This is a genomic window from Pantoea sp. S18, from assembly GCF_045689705.1.
GTDB classification, from domain to species: Bacteria; Pseudomonadota; Gammaproteobacteria; order Enterobacterales; family Enterobacteriaceae; genus Pantoea; species Pantoea symbiotica.
Window position 1 is genome coordinate 15,250 of record NZ_CP142688.1, and the last position, 19,023, is coordinate 34,272.

The following is a 19,023-nucleotide window of genomic DNA, read 5'->3' on the forward strand; positions in this document are numbered from 1 at the left end:
ACGGCAAAAACGATTACGGAGAAACACCATGGATCTCTCTGCTGTTCAGGCCAAACCGACGCGCCGTCGTTATATCACGCTGCTGATGATATTTATTACGGTGGTCATTTGTTATGTCGATCGCGCTAATTTAGCCGTCGCTTCCGCGCATATTCAGGAAGAGTTCGGTATTACCAAAGCGCAAATGGGTTATGTATTTTCCGCCTTTGCCTGGTTATATACGCTGTGCCAAATTCCCGGCGGCTGGTTCCTCGATCGCGTGGGTTCACGCTTAACCTATTTTATTGCCATCCTTGGCTGGTCGGTTGCGACCTTATTACAGGGTTTCGCCAGCGGCTTATTATCGTTAATTGGTCTGCGTGCGATTACCGGCATATTTGAAGCGCCGGCTTTCCCTACCAATAATCGCCTGGTAACCAGCTGGTTCCCCGAGCAGGAGCGCGCTTCCGCCGTCGGTTTCTACACGTCCGGTCAGTTTGTCGGCCTGGCGTTCCTCACGCCACTGCTGATCTGGATTCAGGAACTGCTGAGCTGGCATTGGGTGTTCATTATTACCGGTGGCATCGGCATCATCTGGTCGTTTATCTGGATCAAGTTCTATCAGGCGCCGAGCCAGAGCAAAGGCATTAATAAAGCCGAGCTGGAATACATCCGTGAAGGCGGCGCGATGGTGGATGGCGATGCGCCGAGCGAAAAGAAAACCCGCACCAAACTCACCGCCGCCGACTGGAAACTGGTGTTCCACCGCAAGCTGTGTGGCGTCTATCTTGGTCAGTTCGCCGTGACATCCACGCTGTGGTTCTTCCTGACCTGGTTCCCGAACTATCTGACGCAGGAAAAACACATCGCGGCGCTCACCGCCGGCTTTATGACTACCGTGCCATTCCTCGCGGCATTCGTTGGTGTGATTCTGTCAGGCATCGTCGCCGATCGTCTGGTGCGCAGCGGCCGTTCGCTCGGTTTTGCGCGCAAAACGCCGATCATCTGCGGTCTGCTGATCTCCACCTGCATCATGGGCGCGAACTACACCAACGATCCAATCTGGATTATGACGCTGATGGCGATCGCCTTCTTCGGCAACGGTTTCGCCTCAATTACCTGGTCGCTGGTCTCCTCGCTGGCGCCGGTGCGTCTGATTGGTTTGACCGGCGGCATGTTCAACTTTGTTGGCGGCCTGGGCGGCATCACCGTGCCGCTGGTGGTGGGCTATCTGGCGCAGGATTACGGCTTTGCGCCGGCGCTGGTGTATATCTCGGCGGTGGCGCTGATCGGCGCACTGTCTTACATCCTGTTAGTCGGTGATGTAAAACGCGTAGGTTAATACACCCCGTAGGGTCGCCATTTATGGCGACCTGGCCAACAACCGCACGATAATGGCGACCTTGCCAATAACCGCACTGTATCCGCAACCCGGTTTATTCGCATCGCCCCGCCAAATCACGTAATTTATCCGGCAACTGTTAGATGGAAGGTTGCCTCATGTCAGAACAACAAATCACCTTTGCCGCGCGTCATCATCAACTCACCAACATCAACGTCTGGACCGGCGACAGCCAGTGGCTGGCATTTGATGTGCGACCTTCCGGCGCCTCTTTTACCAGCCTGACTATCGAGCGCGTCAACGTGGCGAGCGGTGCCGTTGAAGTGCTGTATCAGGCACGCGATGGCGCGCACGTTGGTGTGGTCACCGTCAGTCCGGATCTGCCATCTCGTTACGTCTGTATTCATGGCCCGGAACATCCGGACGCGCACTGGCGCTACGATTTTCATCACCGACGTGGCGTGATCGTGCAGCAAGGCATCGCTGAGAACCTCGACGCCTGCGACATCACCGCTCCTTACACGCCCGGCGCGCTGCGCGGCGGCTCGCATGTCCACGTCTTCAGCCCGGACGGTTCGCGCCTGAGTTTTACCTACAACGATCATGTGATGCATGAAAAAGATGCCGGCGATGACCTGCGCAACGTCGGCGTGGCCGTGCCGCTTCATCCGGTGTGTCCGCCCAAACAGCATCCGCGTGAATATGAGGGCAGCCATTATTGCGTGCTGGTCAGCCAGACGCAGCGCGATCCACTGCCGGGCAGCGACCAGATCGACCGCGCCTATGAAGAGTGCTGGATCGGGAATCAAGGCTATCAGAAAGCGGATGGCAGTTGGCAGCGCTGGGCCATCGCCTTTATCGGCGATACGCGTGCGGCTAACGGCGACAAAGTGCCGGACGTGTTCGTGGTGGATCTGCCCGCCGCATTAGCCGATTACGCCAAAGCTGGCGCATCGCCCTTGCAGGGCACGGCGGATAAATTGCCTGCACCGCCAGCTGGCGTGCAGCAGCGCCGCATCACGCACACCAACGGCCTGGCACTGCAGCCGCGTCACTGGCTGCGCGCCTCAGCGGATGGCAGCGCCATCGCCTTTTTGCTGGCGGACGATCAGGGCGTGATTCAGCTGTGGACGGTTTCACCCAATGGCGGTCAGCCGCGTCAGGTGACGCAGCTAGCAAGCAGCATTCAGTCGGCGTTTAGCTGGCATCCACAAGGCGGCGCGATAAGCTTTATCTGTGATAACAGTGTGATGCGCTGTGAGATGGCGACGGGGAAATGTACGCGCTTAACGCCACGTAGCGATCAGGCGCCATCCGGTGATGCGGTGGTTTGGTCACCGGATGGGGAAAAGATCGCTTATATGCGGGAAGTAGACGGCTGGCGGCAGCTGTTTTGCGTTAGTGCGGCTGCGCGGGCATAGCAGCTGCAGTCGCCAGGCTGGATTGCGTGCCAGCCATTTTCTCGCTCTGCATCACGCGCTCGTGGATGGAATCCTTACTTTTATCGTCGTCAGAACGGAAATAATCCCATGGCAGCAGCACGGTATCCATCACCGCTGAGAACGGGAGATCGATCAGCGCCAGCGGCTTGATCGCCCAGCTGGTGTTGTCGTCGGCGATCATCTCTGCGCTGGCGCGCGTGCCGGGATAATAGCCCTGGCTGGCACCGGTGTGAGACATAACGCTGGAGCAACCTGAGGTAACGAAGGTACTGCAAACCAGCACAGCTGTGAGCGGAAAGCGTTTCATCATATTCATCATCATCATCCCTTCAGTCATGGCATGGCCCTGGCTGGAGTGTGTCACCTGACGTTAAGCAAAGCTCTATGGCCGCGTCTTGATTCTCAGGCGAATCGTCCCCTGAGTGTATGTCATATCGTCAGAATTGCTGTAAAAAAATACGCATCAGCCCTTGAAAGCGACCAGGCTGCACCCACTTTTAAGGAACGGTCTTGTTGCTGTTGCCGGAAGGGACAACAACGGACTACACAACCTGTCCATAGTGGAAGGTTGCCTAAACTTGCTGAATATCAGGAGTCTTATTATGCGTAATTTTGATCTCTCTCCACTTTATCGCTCTGCCATTGGTTTCGATCGCCTGTTTAATCTGCTTGAGTCCAATCAAAACCAGGCCAATGGTGGCTATCCTCCGTATAACGTTGAGCTGGTGGATGAGAATTTTTACCGTATCACCATTGCCGTGGCGGGCTTTGCCCAGAGCGAGTTAGATATCACCTCGCATGACAACGTGCTGGTGGTGCGCGGCGCGCATCCTGAAGAGCAGCCGGAGCGTAAGTACCTGTATCAGGGCATCGCCGAGCGCAACTTCGAGCGCAAATTCCAGCTGGCCGATCACATCACCGTGCGCGATGCGCGTCTGGAAAATGGTCTGCTGAGCATCGATTTAGTACGCATCGTCCCGGAAGAGGCGAAACCGCGTCGTATCGAAATCCTGTAATCAGGATCTGAGTTGAAAAAACGCCGCTGAAAAGCGGCGTTTTTGTTTATGTGCGCACCAATAATCGCTGACTGACCATGCCGCCAAACACATTCACCAGCAGGCCGAGAATGATCACTGAAACCCCAATCATCTGCTGAATCGACAAAGTTTCACCGAGAATCAGCGCCGCGCTGAGAATTCCCACCACCGGCACCAGCAGCGACAACGGAGCCACGCGCCAGGTTTCATAGCGACTCAGTAAGTTACCCCAAATCGCGTAGCCGACAATGGTGGCGATAAAGGCGAGATAGATCAGCGCCAACACCGTTTGCAGCGAGATGTGCAGCAGGCTGGTCACAATCGCCGCTTCGCCATCGAACAGCCACGAGCAGGCAAAAAACGGCACTATCGGCACCAGCGCACTCCACACCACCAGCGACATCACCGGCACTTTGCGGTTACGCAAAATGATTTTGTTGGTGATATTGCCGAGCCCCCACGACAGCGCCGCAGCCAGCGTCAGCATCATGGTGGTGAGCGTAATGCCCGCGGTGGTTTGGCCTGCCATGCCTGCGGTCGCCAGCATAAACATGCCGAGCGTCGCCACTAAAATGCCGGCGATGTGATTCCAGCGTAGCTTCTCCGCCAGGAACAGCGCGCCCAACAGCAAGGTGAAAAAGGCCTGCGCCTGCAGCACCAGCGACGCCAATCCTGCCGGCATACCCAGCTTGATGGCAAGGAACAGAAAGGCGAACTGGCCAAAGCTGATGGTCATGCCGTAGACGATCAGCCAGCGCAGCGGAATCGCCGGACGTTTCACAAACAAGATCGCCGGAAATGCCACCAGGCTAAAACGCAATCCCGCCAGCAAGAAGGGCGGCATGTCCTGCAGGCCCAGCTTAATCACCACAAAATTCACGCCCCACGCCACCACAACCAGCAGAGCTAACAACATATCTTTAACTGACATACACATTCCTTCCTGCCGTAATCAGGCAGTTGCCGTTACCGGTGTCGCGATCTCAGCACAACATTCTTCACCGACAATCTTAAAGAAATCATCCACCTGTAAAGCAATGGAGCGTTCCAGTGCGCCCGCGTTGAACCACAGCGTGTCGACGTCGCGCAGGCGCGCATCGACGCGCAGCGCCAGCCGGTCATCAAAACTAAACGGCGGCACCGCGCCCATCACGCACTGGGTTAACTCCTGCGCTTTCTCTGGCGGCGCAAAGCTCGACTTCTTGCCGCCAATGGCGCGTGCGGCGCTCTTGAAGTTGATCTTGCAGTCGCCCGGCACAATCGCCAGCAGATAGCGCGCATCCGCGCCATCCGGCATCGTCACTTCCAGCACCATCGCTTTGGCCGCCTGATTGAGATCGTTACCGCGAATCTCGCTAATCAGGTCGGTCTGGCCGATGGCTTCATGCTCCACCACGCGATAACGCGCCTGATGCTGATCCAGCAGGGCCGTCACTTTTTCATAGGTATTCATGCTCGTCTCCTCGTCGAAAACCTGGCGTTAACTCCAGGCGATGGCGTGTTTCATTTTTTTGTCGGTCAGGCCAAAGAAGAAGCCCATGGTGATGCGCGTGTCGCCTTCCACGCGATCAATTTCGTGATAAAACGCAGGGTTAAACAGATAGATATCGCCACTGCGCGGTGAGAACTCGCACACCTCGCTGTGTTCGATGACGCCGGTTTGATAACCGAGCTCGCCCGGCGTTTTGTAGTACTCATCCACCGGCTGCCACTTCTTATTGAAGATGCGCAGCTCGCCGCCGGCGTTGCACTCCTGCAAACAGACCACGCAGCTGAGTTGATGCAGGATGTGGGTCACCGCCAATCCGCTGCCAGCGGCATCGCGCACGATGTTGTCGTTATGCAGGGGATTGGCGACGCCGTTTGCGTGGAAGCGCACAATCGAACCGGCGTAATCGCCCAGTTCAGGTTCGTTAGCGGTTTGCAGGCTTTCCAGGCGCAGCGCGTGCTTAACCCAGTTGTAGATTTGATCGCGCAGGCAGTGCAGCGACGGCGGCAGCGCGGGCTGAATATCGCGCAGCTCGGTAAAGTAGTTTTCCGGCGCAGCGGTGTGCTTCGCCAGATAAGGACCAAGCGTGGTCAGCGCGCCGTTCGGATAGTGCGACACCCGCACCTGTTCGCGGCACTGCTGCAAATCGTCCACCACCGCTGCGCGCACGTCCGGCGTGAGGAAGTTGCGTAATACCAGCAGCGGCACGCGCGCGGTGACGATGTCATCCAGCCAGGTGCTTTCCACAAACATGTTCGGATGAATAACGCGGATCTGATTGAAAATCGCCATGTTGATCACTCCCCAATAGGAAATTCATGAAGTTCATGGTTACTCATACGACGCCATTCAGACGCCGTGCCCAGTGCTGAAATAGGTTCAGAAGAGATGAAAGTGGTGTTGTTGTTCTGTAAGCGGTGCAGCGTGAAATAGTTGGGATAGGGCGTATCGTCGGGATGCCATTGCCACGCCCAGGCTTTATCGCGCGTGACAAAAATGGCGTTGGCCGAACTGCCGCCCGGCGCGACCTGCGCCATCTTGTCGCGCAGATAATCGCGGGTGAAATCGGCGGGCGTGGCGCGATCCACTACATATTCCAGATACTCAGCGGAATCAAAACGCGACTCCGCCATGCCCAATTGCTGATAGACGGTGGGCAAAAAACCGTTATGCATCATGTACCACTGCGTTGCGCCGCTGGTGCGCCACAGCGGATGGGAAAATTCGATACCGTGATTTTTGCTCAGCGTGGCGTGGCGTACATGCACCGCCAGAAAGCGGCCGCGCAGGCGATCAACATCAATGGTCGGCAGCGCATCGGCGAAAGTGCCGGTGCCGTGCAGCGTGTGAATGTGCCCTTGTTCCAGCCATAAACAGCCCCAACCGTTGGGATGCTGTTTAATCGGACCTTCGTGCGTGGCAGTCTCACCGCAGCTCATAGCACGCGCGGCGTCCAGCACCGCAGCGGCATCAAATTGGCCGTGCGCCACAATCATTCTGCACATAGTAAATCTCTCCGTGTGGTGAGCGATGAGACCTCAAGAATCTGATGGAACACCGCCAGAATTTCGTCGCGGCTGGTGGCTGCGAGGCGGAAGGTGGCGAGAATGCCGGCGTGGCGGGTTAAATCGGCATACAGCGAAGAGCGCGGCGAAACCGCCAGCGCGGGCAGATTGAGCGGTGGCAACAGCTGACCGCGTTGATGCTGTTCGATCCAGCGTTCAGCCGCGTCATACTGCAAGCGCTGACGCAAACGCACGCGGCCCACCGCCTGCGGCTGCGGCGGGAAATGCAGCGGCGGCATGCCGTGACCGGCTTCGATGTGAAACGCCACTTCTGCCCAATTGATGCCGGTGACTTCCTGCACCAGATTCACCACGCCCATGCCGGAAAGGCGGAAGCCCATTTCAAGGAAGTGCGGTTCGCCGTTGACCAAAATAAAGTCGATATGAAACGCGCCATGGCGATAGCCGAAGGTTTCGCAGCAGAAGCTCATCAGGCTGGTAAAGCTGGCGGGCAGCTGTTGCGCCGCGACCGCCACATGACCAGATTCGTAAAAACTGACGCAGCCATCGGCATCGCTATGGTGTTCGATCACCTTTTGGCAACAGGTCAGCGCCACGGCGTGGCCGTCCGCCACCACGCCTTGCAGCGAATACTCATCGCCCGCCAGCCAGCTCTCAACGATAAATCCGCTGAAGCCGCGCCCGCCGTAATTCATGGTATCGACCAGCTTGCCAATCACCGCATCAAGCTGGCTGGACTCTTTCACCAGCCAGATGCCAAGCCCGCCGCCGCCATCAACCGGCTTAATCACGCAGGGATAGAGCAGCGCTTCACGCGCATCCCGAATGCTGAGCGGCGAGGCAAAAAAGCGAAATTCCGGCTGCGGAAAGCGCTGCCAGGCTTTACGTAACGCCATGCGCTGCGCGTACTTATCCGGCGGAATAAAGCTCACGCCGGCGTCGGGCCCCGCCAGCAGTTCGCGCACGCGACCGGCGCTGGCGTTGTAGGCTTCAAAGCCGGCCAGCACCACGTGAGGATGTTCCATCAACCCGGCATGCAAACAGGCTTGCAGCACATCCCACGGATTTTCCGGGCGATCGAGCCGCACAATCAGATCGAACGGCAACGGAATGCTCAGCGATTGGTAATCGACGAAGTCGCCCATCTCCGCCAGCACGGTAAAGTAGCCCTCGCGTTTGGCCACCGCGCAGTAAGGATTTTGTCCGTCGCGGGTGGCACCAATCTGCAGGAAAATCTTTCTCATCGCGTTGCCTTACCGGGTTAACGCCCGGAGATCACTTCAGTGACGACGTCTTGCATGACACCGTTATTCACCTGAATCACTGCTTTATGCGGGTCAAAACGCAGCACGCGCGAAAGCGCATCGCCGCGCTGATCGTCCAGCAGTGAACTCACCTGCGCGCTGCGCCAGCAGTGACGCATCTGCGCCACGGTCAAACCAGAAAGTTGCTCCAGCTGCTGCGCCAGCAACAGATCGTCGCTTTCGCCGCACAGCAGGGCGCGCACCGCCGCTTCGTCCGGCGCATCGACCAGCTGCTGCAACCAGCTTTTCAGCTGATGGCCTTCGGCGATAAACGGCGAATAGATCATGCAAACCAGTTGGGTTTCATTGAGGCCGAATGCTTGTTCGGCGAACTGCGCGGCGCGCTGGCGGGCTCGCTTAATCGCCTCATCGTCCTGATAGCGTGCCGCCATCTCATCGATCAGCTGCGGCGGGAAATCCTTTTTCACCATCAGCCCGAGCGCAAAGCGCACATATTCGCGAATGCCTTCGGCGTAGCTACGCTGTAACAGCGTCTCCGCTCGCAGACCGCGAATATGTGCCATTAACGTCGGATTACCGCAGTCCGATTCGGAGAAGCTGAACATCAGCTCATCAAAGCGGAAATGCATAAATTCGGTCAGTAGCGCCCAGTGCGCGCCGGCTTCATACGCGGTGTCTTGATAGATGTTGAAGAACAGCGGATCGCGTTCCAGCTGCCAGGTAATGCGGTGCGCGGGCGTCACCTGATCGGCACCGTAGATATCGGCGAAATAGCGCTCGGCCACGCCATCCAGCGTCTGCAGGAAGCCGCTAAAGCCGCGCGATTTATCCGCCACCGGCGCATCAAACAGCCGCGAAAGATGGCGCGCCCATGCCAGATAAGCGGTTTGTTCCTGCGGCGAATCGCCGGTGATGATCACATCAACGCCGCCGTCGTAATGCGCTGCCAGGCCAAACGAGTTCACCATGCTGAGATTGCAGGCGTTACAAAAGGTAGAGCGCGCATCGGCGCGGAAGCGGTGGCCATTCATCAGCACATCGTTGCGATTTTGCTGGCGCACGCTGTCGGGCATCGGTAAATGACGATCGAAGTGACGGATTTGCAGGCCGTCGGTCACCAGACATTCGGTAAAGTCATCATCGAGGATGTGCAGCGCGCGATACACGCGATCGATATTCTCCATCACGCTGTCGTTCATCGCAGCATGACGGTTGGTGCTGATGCGCAGCTGAAAGGTGCTGCCGTGCTGCTGCCAAATCAGCCCCTGAATGTAGCGCACGTACGCCACCATATAGCTGCTGTCCTTGCCGCCGCCGTAGGCCAGCAGCACGCGGTTATTTTCCGGGTGCGCGGCGTCGGGAAGTGCGGCCAATAAACGACGTGAACAGTGTTGCGCTGAATCGATAATCGTGGGAGTGAGATATCCACTAATCTCTCGCATCATGGTGGACAGATTATTCATTTTTCACTTCATCCTTTGGCTAATAAAAACGCTGTTGCCGTGCTGGCGGCAACAGACGGGAAATGGGCCACGAAGGTGCTACGGAATGAATTTTTTAGTCGGAAGCGGCACTGCAACTAATGCGTATGGTTATCAATTAACTAATGCAGCCTAAAGTACTTTGAATGTAATCTGGTGAAAACGCACAGATCCGGACGAAATAGGGTGGAACAGATGGCGGGTGAAACGGAACAGGGCAGTCGTTACCGTCAAATCGCAGAGCAGATAAAACAAGCCATTCACAGCGGCTCGCTGCCGCCCGACAGTCGTTTACCGTCGGTGCGCACGCTGGCGACGCAGTACAGCGTCAGCATGACCACCGCGCTGAAAACATTACGTACCCTTGAGGATGAGCACTACGCGGTGGCGCGTCCTAAGTCCGGTTTTTTTGTCGCCCCACGGCCTGCTAATAAAACGTTTCCCACCGTCATCAACGAGCAAGCGCGCGAAGTGGCGCCGCTCGACGAGCAAACCGAACTGCATCTGGCGATGCTCGGTTCAGACTGCCGCGTACGGCTCGATCTGGCCAACGGCGATATCTCACTCTATCCGGTGAAGAAGATTGGTTTGCTGATGCGCCAGATGGGATACAGCAAACCGGCGCTGCTCGGCAACACCGTGAAAGGCACCGGCTATGCGCCGCTAAAAAATGAAATTGCGCGCCGCGCGGTGGATTATGGCTGCAATATCAACGCTGATGACATCCTGATCACCAACGGTTGCATCGAAGCGATTTCGCTGGCGCTGCGCGCCACCACGCGGCCTGGCGATATCGTGGCGGTGGAATCGCCCTGCTATTTCGTGCTGCTGCAGATGCTGCATAACCTCAATCTGCGGGTGATTGAGGTGGAAGCCGGGCCGGAAGGCTACGTTAATGTGGAGAAACTCACCGCGCTGTTTCAGCGTAAGGCGGTGCAGGCCTATCTCACCATCAACAACATCAATAATCCGCTGGGCAAAAGCATTCCCAACGAGCAGAAGGCCTATATCGCGCGTCAGGCCGACGAGAACGATGTGGTGATCATTGAGGATGATATCTTCGGCGATACTGCATTCGGCGAGCGCCGTCCGTTCCCGATGCGCGCCTTCAGCCCGAACGCTATTTTGTGTAGCGGCTTCTCGAAAACCGTCGCGCCCGGCATTCGCATTGGCTGGGTGCACAGCAGCAACTACATGCGCAAAATCGCCTCGCTGAAATACACCACCAGCATGGGCACGTCGGTATTATCGCAGGCGGCGATTGCCGAACTGCTGCGCAGCGGCGGCTACGATGCGCATCTGCGTAAGCTACGGCGTGAGCTGAAGAATCAAATCCAGCATATGCGTCAGGCGGTGCTGCGCTACTTCCCGCCGGGCACGCGGGTTTCTGATCCTGAAGGCGGCTATGTGTTGTGGGTGGAAATGCCGATCGGCGCGTTGAATGTGCGCGCGCTGTTTCTCAAGGCGCGCAATGCGGGCATCGGTATCGCGCCAGGGCACATTTTCGCCACCGATCACCGCTACGATCACTGTTTTCGACTCAATGCCGGGTTTGGCTGGAATGCCGAAGTGGAGCAGGCGATTCAACAGCTGGCGCAGTGGTGCCAGCTGTCGTTGCCAGCGGGGTTGTAGGGTCGCCATTTGTGGCGACCTGGCCGAACACCGCACGATTATCGGCGACCTGCCCGATTAATCGCTAAATGCGCTTTCCAACTCTTCCGCCAATATCTGCACCGCGCGCTCAATCTTCTCAGCATCCGGCACATAATTCATACGCATGCATTGATGGGTATGCGGCCATGCGTGTTCCAGGCCAGGGAAGAAGAAGTGGCCGGGCACCATCAGCACGCCGCGCGCTTTCAGGCGCTGATACAGCGTTTCGGTGCTGATCGGCAGATCGCGGAACCACAGCCAGAGGAAAATCGCGCCTTCGGGTTTATGAATCAGGCAGCGATCTTCCGGCAGATAGCGGCGCAGAATCGCAATCGTCTCGCTCACTTTGGCCTGATAGAACGGCTTAATTACCTCTTCCGACAGACGCAGCAAATCCCCGCGCACAATCATCTCATTGGCAATAGCAGGACCGATGCTGCCCGGTGCCAGGCTGATAATCCCGTTCATATTGCCAATCGCGGCGATTGTGCTCTCATCGGCGACGATAATGCCGCAACGTGCGCCCGGCAGGCCGAGTTTCGACAGGCTCATGCACAGAATGGTATTGGGATTCCACAGCGGGCGCGCTTCGCTAAAGATGATGCCGGGGAACGGCACGCCGTAGGCGTTATCAATCAGCAGCGGTACGCCGTGCTGCTGTGCCAGCGCATCCAGCTGCAGCAGTTCGTCATCGGTGATCACGTTGCCGGTTGGGTTGGTCGGGCGCGATACGCAAATCAAGCCGACATCGTCATTCAGCGGCAGATGATCGAAATCGACGTGATATTTGAACTGGCCTTCCGGCAGCAGCTCAATGTTGGGCTTGGCGGAGACAAACAGATCCTCTTCCAGACCGGCATCAGCGTAGCCGAGATATTCCGGTGCCAGCGGGAACAGCACGCGCTTTTTGCTGCCGTCGGCGCGACGTCCGGCAAACAGATTGAAGAGATAGAAGAACGCGCTCTGACTGCCGTTGGTCAGCGCGATGTTTTGCGCGGTTAATGGCCAGCCAAGTTCGTCACGCAGCATCTTCGCCAGCGCATCCAGCAGCAGCGCTTTGCCGCGCGGACCATCGTAGTTGCACAGCGCTTCGCTCAGCTTGCCGTCCTGATGCATCTGCATCAGCAACTGGTTGAAATAGTCATTCATCGCCGGGATCTGCGCCGGATTACCGCCGCCAAGCATGATGGTGCCGGGCGTGCGCAGGCCTTCACCCATGTCTTCCATCAGACGTGAGATGCCGGAGTGTTGAGTAAATTTGTCGCCGAACTGAGAAAAGGACATAGGAAGTTAAAACGTTGTGAAATCGAATGGGGAACCACCATAGCGCCCGCCGCTGGCAGGCGCAATGGGTAAAGCAGCAAGCTTAGCCTTGGATCTGCGGGTTAACGCAGTTTTTCTCGACTTTGCCGCTCAGGGCGGCGATCAGGTTATCCACCGCGTCGCGCGCCATGCCGTAACGGGTTTCATGCGTGGCGGAACCAATGTGCGGCAGCGCCACTACGTTTGGCAGCGTCAAAATCTCGGCATCGGCAGGCACCGGCTCAACTTCGAACACATCCAGACCGGCGGCGTGGATGGTGCCGTCTTTTAGCGCCGCAGTCAGCGCCTGCTCATCCACCACCGGACCGCGACCGGCGTTGATCAGAATTGCGCTTGGCTTCATCAACTTGAGCTGCGCCGCGCCAATCATATGGTGCGTCTGTTCGGTCAGCGGCAGGCTGATGCAGACAAAATCACTCTCTTTCAGCAAGGTTTCCAGATCGCAGGCACGCGCACCAAAGCGGGTTTCCGCCTCTTCATGCTGACGGCGCGCGTTATAAAGAATGTTCATGCCGAAGCCAAAGTGCGCACGCTGCGCCAGCGCCAGGCCGATGCGGCCCATGCCGAGGATGCCGAGGGTTTTGTGGTGCACATCGATGCCGAAATGATCCGGGCCGATGCTCTTTTTCCACTCGCCGGCTTTCACCCACTTATCCAGCTCGGTCACGCGACGTGCGGTGCTTAGCACCAGCGCCATCATGGTGTCGGCGACGGTTTCGGTCAGCACGGTTGGCGTATGCATCAGCAACACCTTGCGTTGATTCAGCGCGTCGACGTTGAAGTTATCGTAACCCACCGACACGGTGGAGCAGGCGCGCAGCGCGGGCATTTTTGCCAGCAGCTCGCCATCCACTTTGCCGCCAGAGCCGAGCAAACCTTGCGCCTGTTCGAACTGCGCCGCGTGTTTCTGGATAGTTTCCGGGGAAATATCATGCACTTCAGTAACGGTGAAATGGGCATCCAGTTTGGTGCGCAGGTCATCTGGCAGGCTCTTATAAAGAATCACAGCAGGTTTCATCTTTTGCTCCCTATAAAATGGTGAGGAGGCCTTGAGGCCTCCCGAATTGATTACGCGTGCTTTGCGCCATGCATCGGCGGCGATGTTTTATTCTGCGCCGGTTTGACGATCAACGTCAGCCAGACCGAGGCCAACAGCGCAGCACCCATGAAAATGTAGGAGGCGGCAGGCGAACCGGTCGCGCCATTAAGATAGCCTACAATCCACGATCCGACGAAGGAACCGAGTGCGCCCATGCTGTTGATCAGTGCCATCGCACCACCGGCGACGTTGCGCGGCAACATCTCCGGAATGATGGCGAAGAATGGACCGTACGGCGCATACATCGCACCACCGGCAATCACCAGCAGCGTATACGACAGCCAGAAGTTGCTGGAACCGACCAGATACGAACCGAGGAACGCCAGCGCCCCAATCAGCAGCAGCGGCCAGACAAACAGTTTACGGTTCTGGGTTTTATCGGAGGCCCACGACACCACGATCATCGCAATGGTCGCCACCAGATACGGCACCGCTGACAGCCAACCGGCTTCAACCATGCCCATCTGCGAACCGTTACGCAGAATAGACGGCAGCCACAGCACGAAACCGTACACGCCGATGCTCCAGGCAAAATATTGCAGGCACAGCAGGATCACGTTGCGATTACGGAACGCTTCGCCGTAGTTACGCACCGCTTTAATGCCTTCCTGCTCTTTTTGCAGCTGCGCCTGCAGCGCGGCTTTCTCGCTTTCACTCATCCATTTGGCCTGGGCCGGTTTGTCCTGCACCAGGAACCACCAGGCAACTGCCCAAATCACTGCCGGGATGCCCTCGAAGATAAACATCTCGCGCCAGCCAAAGGATTCAATCAGATAGCCGGAGACCACCGACATCCACAGCACTGTGACCGGATTACCGAGGATCAGGAAGGTATTGGCGCGCGAACGCTCGGATTTGGTAAACCAGTTGCTGATATAGATCAGCATCGCCGGCATCACCGCCGCTTCCACCACGCCGAGTACAAAGCGGATCGCCGCCAGCATCGGGATGTTGCTGACCATGCCGGTCAGCGAGGCGCAGCCGCCCCATAAAATCAGGCACCAGAAAATCAGCTTCTTCACGCTGCGACGTTCGGCATACAGCGCGCCGGGGATCTGGAAGAAGAAGTAGCCAAGGAAGAACAGGGCGCCCAGCAGCGATGACATGCCTTTGGTGATGCCGAGATCGTCATTTATCCCTGCGGCAGAGGCGAAGCTGAAGTTCGCCCGGTCCAGATACGCCAGACTGTAGGTGATAAACACGATGGGCATGATAAACCACCAGCGTTTTGGCGCGATTGTCTGCGATTTCATGGGTGACTCCTCTGGTTGAGGTGGACGCATTCAGTGGATGCGCCTCGCAATATAGTTGTAGTAGGTACAGATATTTTTTAAATCTTTGTTTGGCGGTCGCCATAAATGGCGACCCTACAAAAACGTATCGACTATCGTAAATATTTAATAATCGCCCAACGCCGCACGCGTCGGCAGGCCTTCACTGTCGCCAGCAACCTGAATCGCCAGCGAACCGATTTTATTACCGCGCAGAATCGCCTGCGGCAGGGATTTTCCTTCCAGCAACGCGCTGATCAGCCCAACAGCAAAGCCGTCGCCCGCACCCACGGTATCAACCACATTCTCAACGCGAATCGGTGCGACCTGGCCTTGCTGGCCGTCGGCGGTTTTGTACCAGGCGCCGTCGCCACCGGTTTTGATCACCACCGCTTTCACCCCTTTATCGAGGTAAAAATCGGCGATGGCTTCCGGCTGGCGATAGCCGGTAAGAATCAAACCCTCTTTTTCGCCCGGCAGTACCCAATCGGCGTATTCCGCCAGATGATTGAGTTGCTTACGCATCTCCTCTTCGCTGCGCCATAACACCGGACGCAGATTGGGATCGAAGGAGATGGTTTTACCCCGCGCGCGCATCTCTTTTGCCGCATGTTGCGCCAGGGCAAGTGAGCTGTCGGAGATCGCCGCCGCCACGCCGCTTAAGTGCAGATGGCGCGCGCTGCCAAAGTAGTCATCGTTGAAATCGTCGGGCGACAGATGGCTGGCGGCGGAGCCTTTGCGGAAATACTCCACTTCCGGATCGGAGCCGTCATCGACGCGGGATTTAAGTTGGAAACCAGTGCGATAGCGTGCGTCGGTGGTGACGCAGCGGTGATCGACGCCCTCTTTTTCCAGCTGTTGCAGCGTGAAACGACCAAAACTGTCGTCGCCGACGCGGCTCACCCAACCGACCTGCAAACCGAGGCGCGCCAGGCCAATCGCCACGTTGAGTTCGGCACCGGCAATGCGTTTGACGAAGCCTTCCGCTGCGGCGAGATCGCCGGTTTGCTGGGCGATAAACATCGCCATCGCTTCGCCAATCGTCACCACATCCAGCGTTTTTTGCGTCATCATCGGCTCCTTACGCTGCACGCAGCAGATCAACGTAATGGCGCGTGACCGCCAGCAAATCCGCGCCTTCCAGCGGGAATTCGATGCCGCGCGGTGCGTCGGTTGGCAGCGCGTTCAGCAGTGAACGCCAGCTATCGTCGGCCTGATCCAGCGCGATAGCGCGGAAAGTCTCGCCGTGCGGCACCGCCGTTTTAACGTGAATATAGCTAACGTAGCGGCTGAGTTGCGCAGCGGCCTGCAAACCGTCTTCTCCGGTCCACTGCCAGTTGCCCATATCGAAGGTCATATCCAGCGGCAATGCGGCATCGCAGGCCTGATGGAAGAAGCGCAGCATCGGCGCCAGTTTGCTGTCCGGGGTTTGATCGTTCTCCACCACCAGCGTCACCGTTGATGCTTTCAACACATCGCGCAGTGTGCTGGCATCGAGTTCCACAAAATGACCGAGCGCCACTTTCAGGCGCTTAGCGCCGATTTGTTCAGCTTCCTGCAGGAACTGCGCCAGACGCGGATTCAGCGCGCCATCATCCAGCCACAGTGCTTCCGGCACGGAATAGCTGGCGCTCAGCTGATGCTGGGAAATCGCATTGCCGAGTGCGTGCAGCAAGCAAAGTTCGTTTTCGTTAAACAGCTCGCGACGGATTTCAACGCCATCCGCGCCCGCCTGTTTGATCAGCGGTAACAGCGCGGCCTGGCCACCCAATTCCGCTACTTTCTGCGCGCCGTATGCGGCAGTTACAACAATAATTTCTGGTTTCATCACGTTTCTCCGGGCATGACCACATCCCATTCGTTATAAAAAACCTAAATGGAACCGGTTCCAAAGAGAAGGGGCAGACCGTGAAATTATGATCATGCTCACGAAGTGAGCCATAAAAGTGGAGGTTAGCGCAGCGGCTGGCTGGAGCCGCGCACGATCAGCTCGCCGGAGAAAAGCTGTTCGCTGATCGATTGCTCGCTGCCTTCGATGCGTGCAATGACTTGTTCCAGCGCGGCGAAGCCAATCTGCCAGGTGGGCTGTTTTAAAGTGGTGATGCCGACGCCCGCCAGCGCCGCCCATTCCAGTTCGTCAAAGCCCAGCAGGCCAATCGCTTCGCCCCAGCGCAGCTCAAGACGCTGCAGCGCGCGCGCCACTTGCAAGGTCAGCGCGCCATTGGCGGCAATCACCGCACAGCGTTTATCTGCATGGCGCTGCTGGAACTCGCGCAGCTGTTTTTCCAGCGCGTCGGGCTGATGCAGCGCCACTTCGGCATTCTCTGCCGCAATCTGTGGCGCGCTGTTCACCGTGTCGTAGAAGGCGCGCAGACGTTCACGGCGCGTGTTGACGCTGCCGAGCGGCTCGCTGAGGAAGAGCAGGGCTTGATAGCCGTTATCCAGCAAATGTTGGGTCGCAACAGTGGAAGCTTCAACGTTGTTGAGCCCCACCATATCGCAGGCGAAATCGGGGATTTTTCGGTCGATCAACACCATCGGCAGCATCGACTGTTGCAGCCGATTGAGAACTTCTTCATGCATGCCCACGGCATTCACCACAATGCCTTCCACCTGATAACTGCTTAGCAGTTGCAGATAATGTTGTTCGAGATCGACTTCGTTGTTGGTGTTACACATCAGCAGAGTAAAGCCTTGCGCACGACACGCCGCTTCGATGCCGCTCAGCACGTCAACCGAGTATGGATTGGTGATGTCGGCAATGATCAGGCCGATCAAACGCGTGCGGCCGCGTTTCAGTCCACGCGCCATCTGGCTGGGACGATAGTTGAGTTCGGCGATGGCCTGTTCGATACGGGCTTTGAGAGCGGGCGAGAGCAGATTCACTTCGCCATTCAGATAGCGGGAAACGCTGGTTTTACCGGTTTTTGCCGTACGGGCAACGTCACTGATTGTGGCTCGTGGCGGCCTGGTTTTCATTGCTTACACCTGCTGAAAAGAAACAGGCGAAGACTAACACAGCTCGGGCCAGGCGCAATCATTGCGCGTCAGAAGTGAGTCGCAGCACCGGTTGCCAGAGCGTTTGCAGCTCGCTCAGCGGTGCATCATCAAGCAGTTGCAGCACCATTTCGGCGATGCGCTCGCCAATCTGCTGTTGGGATGATTGCAGAATGGCATTTACCGGCTGATCGACAATCGAATCGGGCGGCAATCCATCATAAACATATAGCGGAATTGCCTGCGCGCCCTTGAGGCGGGCCGCTTGCTGCAGCGCAATCGCGGCACCTTCACCCAGCGTGCTGCAATCGGTGATTATAGCCTGCGGCGCATCGCCTTGGGCCAGCCAGGCATTGGTTTGTTGATAGCCGGATCGGCGCGTGGCGGGCAACGCAGCCATCAGAGATTGATCGACCGGAGCTTGATGCTGAATCAACGCATCAATAAATCCCTGGCGGCGATCGAGGATATACGTTGCCGATTCGTTACTGCCAAGATAGGCCAGACGCGGCCATCCTTGTTGCAGGCAGTGTTCTGCCGCGAGAAAAGTACCGGCGTGATTATCGTAATCAATCCACGCGTACGGCAGCGGCAACTCGCTACGACCGAGCGTCAGGAAGCGGAAACCTTTCTGTTGCAGGCGTTGCAAACGCGCATCCTGCGGCATGGTGTGGGTTAAAATCAGGGCATCGATGGCGCCGCTGCGCAGCATGCGAATCAGCTTGCGTTGCAGCTCCTGCGGTTTATCGGGTAGCAACAGCAGATCAATATCGTGCTGCGCGAGACGTTGATCCAGCGTCAGTAGCATTTGGCTGTAGTAGCTGTCATTGAGCGAGGCGTGGTTGATGGGAAAGAGCAGTCCAACCGCATTGGCGCGTCCGGTTTTCAGGCGGCGGGCCGCATCGTTGGGGCGATAACCGCGCGCTTGCGCTTCGTCTTCAATGCGTTTACGCGTGACGGCCGCTACATCGTCATAGCCATTTAGCGCCCGGCTCACGGTAGTAACAGAGAGGCCAAGGGTAGCGGCGATGGCTTTCAGTGACATGATAGCGTCCCATTGATCAATTTTTGATCACGCTAGCATAAAGGAAAAGGCGGCTCTATCAGTTACGAATTTTT

At 57.3% G+C, this 19,023-nt stretch carries 18 protein-coding genes; 4 read left to right on the top strand and 14 right to left on the bottom strand.

Translation table 11 applies throughout. From position 1 onward, the window contains the following. Positions 1–28: 28 nt before the first annotated feature. Positions 29–1,321: an MFS transporter gene (locus VIJ98_RS00075; protein ID WP_323271820.1), complete on the top strand. Its 1,293-nt coding sequence runs from the start codon at positions 29–31 to the stop codon at positions 1,319–1,321. Positions 1,322–1,479: 158 nt separating this feature from the next. After that, positions 1,480–2,742: a DUF3748 domain-containing protein gene (locus tag VIJ98_RS00080; protein WP_323271821.1), complete on the top strand. Its 1,263-nt coding sequence runs from the start codon at positions 1,480–1,482 to the stop codon at positions 2,740–2,742. Here VIJ98_RS00080 and VIJ98_RS00085 read toward each other — a convergent pair. After that, on the bottom strand, positions 2,720–3,079 hold the full coding sequence (locus tag VIJ98_RS00085) for a YceK/YidQ family lipoprotein (protein ID WP_036648562.1): 360 nt from the start codon (positions 3,077–3,079) through the stop codon (positions 2,720–2,722). The two genes, VIJ98_RS00080 and VIJ98_RS00085, sit on opposite strands and share 23 nt — an antisense overlap. Positions 3,080–3,365: 286 nt before the next feature. On the opposite strand from VIJ98_RS00085, the gene ibpA reads away from it, so the two are divergent. Then, positions 3,366–3,779 (top strand): small heat shock chaperone IbpA, encoded by a 414-nt coding sequence (gene ibpA, locus VIJ98_RS00090; RefSeq protein WP_008105285.1) that lies wholly within the window; start codon positions 3,366–3,368, stop codon positions 3,777–3,779. Positions 3,780–3,825: 46 nt separating this feature from the next. Here the strand turns inward: ibpA and VIJ98_RS00095 are convergent, their stop codons facing one another. The 6 genes from VIJ98_RS00095 to VIJ98_RS00120 are packed head-to-tail and all read right to left on the bottom strand — an operon-like array spanning position 3,826 to position 9,543. Then, positions 3,826–4,731 carry an EamA family transporter gene (locus VIJ98_RS00095; RefSeq protein ID WP_323271822.1) on the bottom strand — a complete coding sequence of 302 codons (906 nt, stop codon included), beginning with the start codon at positions 4,729–4,731 and terminating at the stop codon, positions 3,826–3,828. 21 nt (positions 4,732–4,752) lie between these two features. Next, positions 4,753–5,253: a YbaK/EbsC family protein gene (locus tag VIJ98_RS00100; protein WP_323271823.1), complete on the bottom strand. Its 501-nt coding sequence runs from the start codon at positions 5,251–5,253 to the stop codon at positions 4,753–4,755. 27 nt (positions 5,254–5,280) lie between these two features. After that, entirely contained in the window at positions 5,281–6,081 is an 801-nt protein-coding gene (locus tag VIJ98_RS00105; protein WP_154156943.1) for a 2OG-Fe(II) oxygenase, read from the bottom strand. A 5-nt stretch (positions 6,082–6,086) separates the two neighbouring features. Continuing rightward, the gene (locus tag VIJ98_RS00110) at positions 6,087–6,794 is read right to left on the bottom strand and encodes a class II glutamine amidotransferase (protein ID WP_323271824.1); all 708 of its coding nucleotides are present in this window, start codon (positions 6,792–6,794) and stop codon (positions 6,087–6,089) included. Beyond that, positions 6,782–8,059, bottom strand: a complete 1,278-nt coding sequence (locus VIJ98_RS00115) for an ATP-grasp domain-containing protein (protein WP_323271825.1) — start codon at positions 8,057–8,059, stop codon at positions 6,782–6,784. Before VIJ98_RS00115 ends, VIJ98_RS00110 begins: the two co-directional genes overlap by 13 nt. Before the next feature lie 17 nt (positions 8,060–8,076). Further along, positions 8,077–9,543, bottom strand: coding sequence for a hypothetical protein (locus VIJ98_RS00120; protein WP_179452904.1), 1,467 nt, complete (start codon positions 9,541–9,543; stop codon positions 8,077–8,079). A gap of 213 nt (positions 9,544–9,756) precedes the next feature. Here VIJ98_RS00120 and VIJ98_RS00125 point away from each other — a divergent pair, with 213 nt between their 5' ends. After that, positions 9,757–11,193 carry a PLP-dependent aminotransferase family protein gene (locus VIJ98_RS00125; RefSeq protein ID WP_323271826.1) on the top strand — a complete coding sequence of 479 codons (1,437 nt, stop codon included), beginning with the start codon at positions 9,757–9,759 and terminating at the stop codon, positions 11,191–11,193. Between the two features lie 57 nt (positions 11,194–11,250). On the opposite strand, the gene VIJ98_RS00130 is transcribed toward VIJ98_RS00125, so the two are convergent. From VIJ98_RS00130 to VIJ98_RS00160, 7 genes are all read right to left on the bottom strand, one after another. Then, complete coding sequence (locus tag VIJ98_RS00130) at positions 11,251–12,498, bottom strand: valine--pyruvate transaminase (protein WP_154156940.1); 1,248 nt, start codon at positions 12,496–12,498, stop codon at positions 11,251–11,253. An 82-nt stretch (positions 12,499–12,580) separates the two neighbouring features. Next, a complete protein-coding gene (gene ghrB, locus VIJ98_RS00135) occupies positions 12,581–13,555 on the bottom strand; it encodes a glyoxylate/hydroxypyruvate reductase GhrB (protein ID WP_061720009.1) in 975 nt (324 codons plus the stop codon). 50 nt (positions 13,556–13,605) lie between these two features. After that, the gene (locus tag VIJ98_RS00140; RefSeq protein WP_323271827.1) at positions 13,606–14,889 is read right to left on the bottom strand and encodes an MFS transporter; all 1,284 of its coding nucleotides are present in this window, start codon (positions 14,887–14,889) and stop codon (positions 13,606–13,608) included. A 144-nt stretch (positions 14,890–15,033) separates the two neighbouring features. Beyond that, positions 15,034–15,978: a sugar kinase gene (locus VIJ98_RS00145; RefSeq protein WP_008105274.1), complete on the bottom strand. Its 945-nt coding sequence runs from the start codon at positions 15,976–15,978 to the stop codon at positions 15,034–15,036. A 10-nt stretch (positions 15,979–15,988) separates the two neighbouring features. Continuing rightward, on the bottom strand, positions 15,989–16,735 hold the full coding sequence (locus VIJ98_RS00150; protein ID WP_312666735.1) for a sugar phosphate isomerase/epimerase: 747 nt from the start codon (positions 16,733–16,735) through the stop codon (positions 15,989–15,991). Between the two features lie 125 nt (positions 16,736–16,860). After that, positions 16,861–17,886: a LacI family DNA-binding transcriptional regulator gene (locus tag VIJ98_RS00155; protein WP_323271828.1), complete on the bottom strand. Its 1,026-nt coding sequence runs from the start codon at positions 17,884–17,886 to the stop codon at positions 16,861–16,863. A gap of 58 nt (positions 17,887–17,944) precedes the next feature. Beyond that, positions 17,945–18,949 carry a LacI family DNA-binding transcriptional regulator gene (locus VIJ98_RS00160; RefSeq protein ID WP_323271829.1) on the bottom strand — a complete coding sequence of 335 codons (1,005 nt, stop codon included), beginning with the start codon at positions 18,947–18,949 and terminating at the stop codon, positions 17,945–17,947. Positions 18,950–19,023 lie beyond the last annotated feature (74 nt).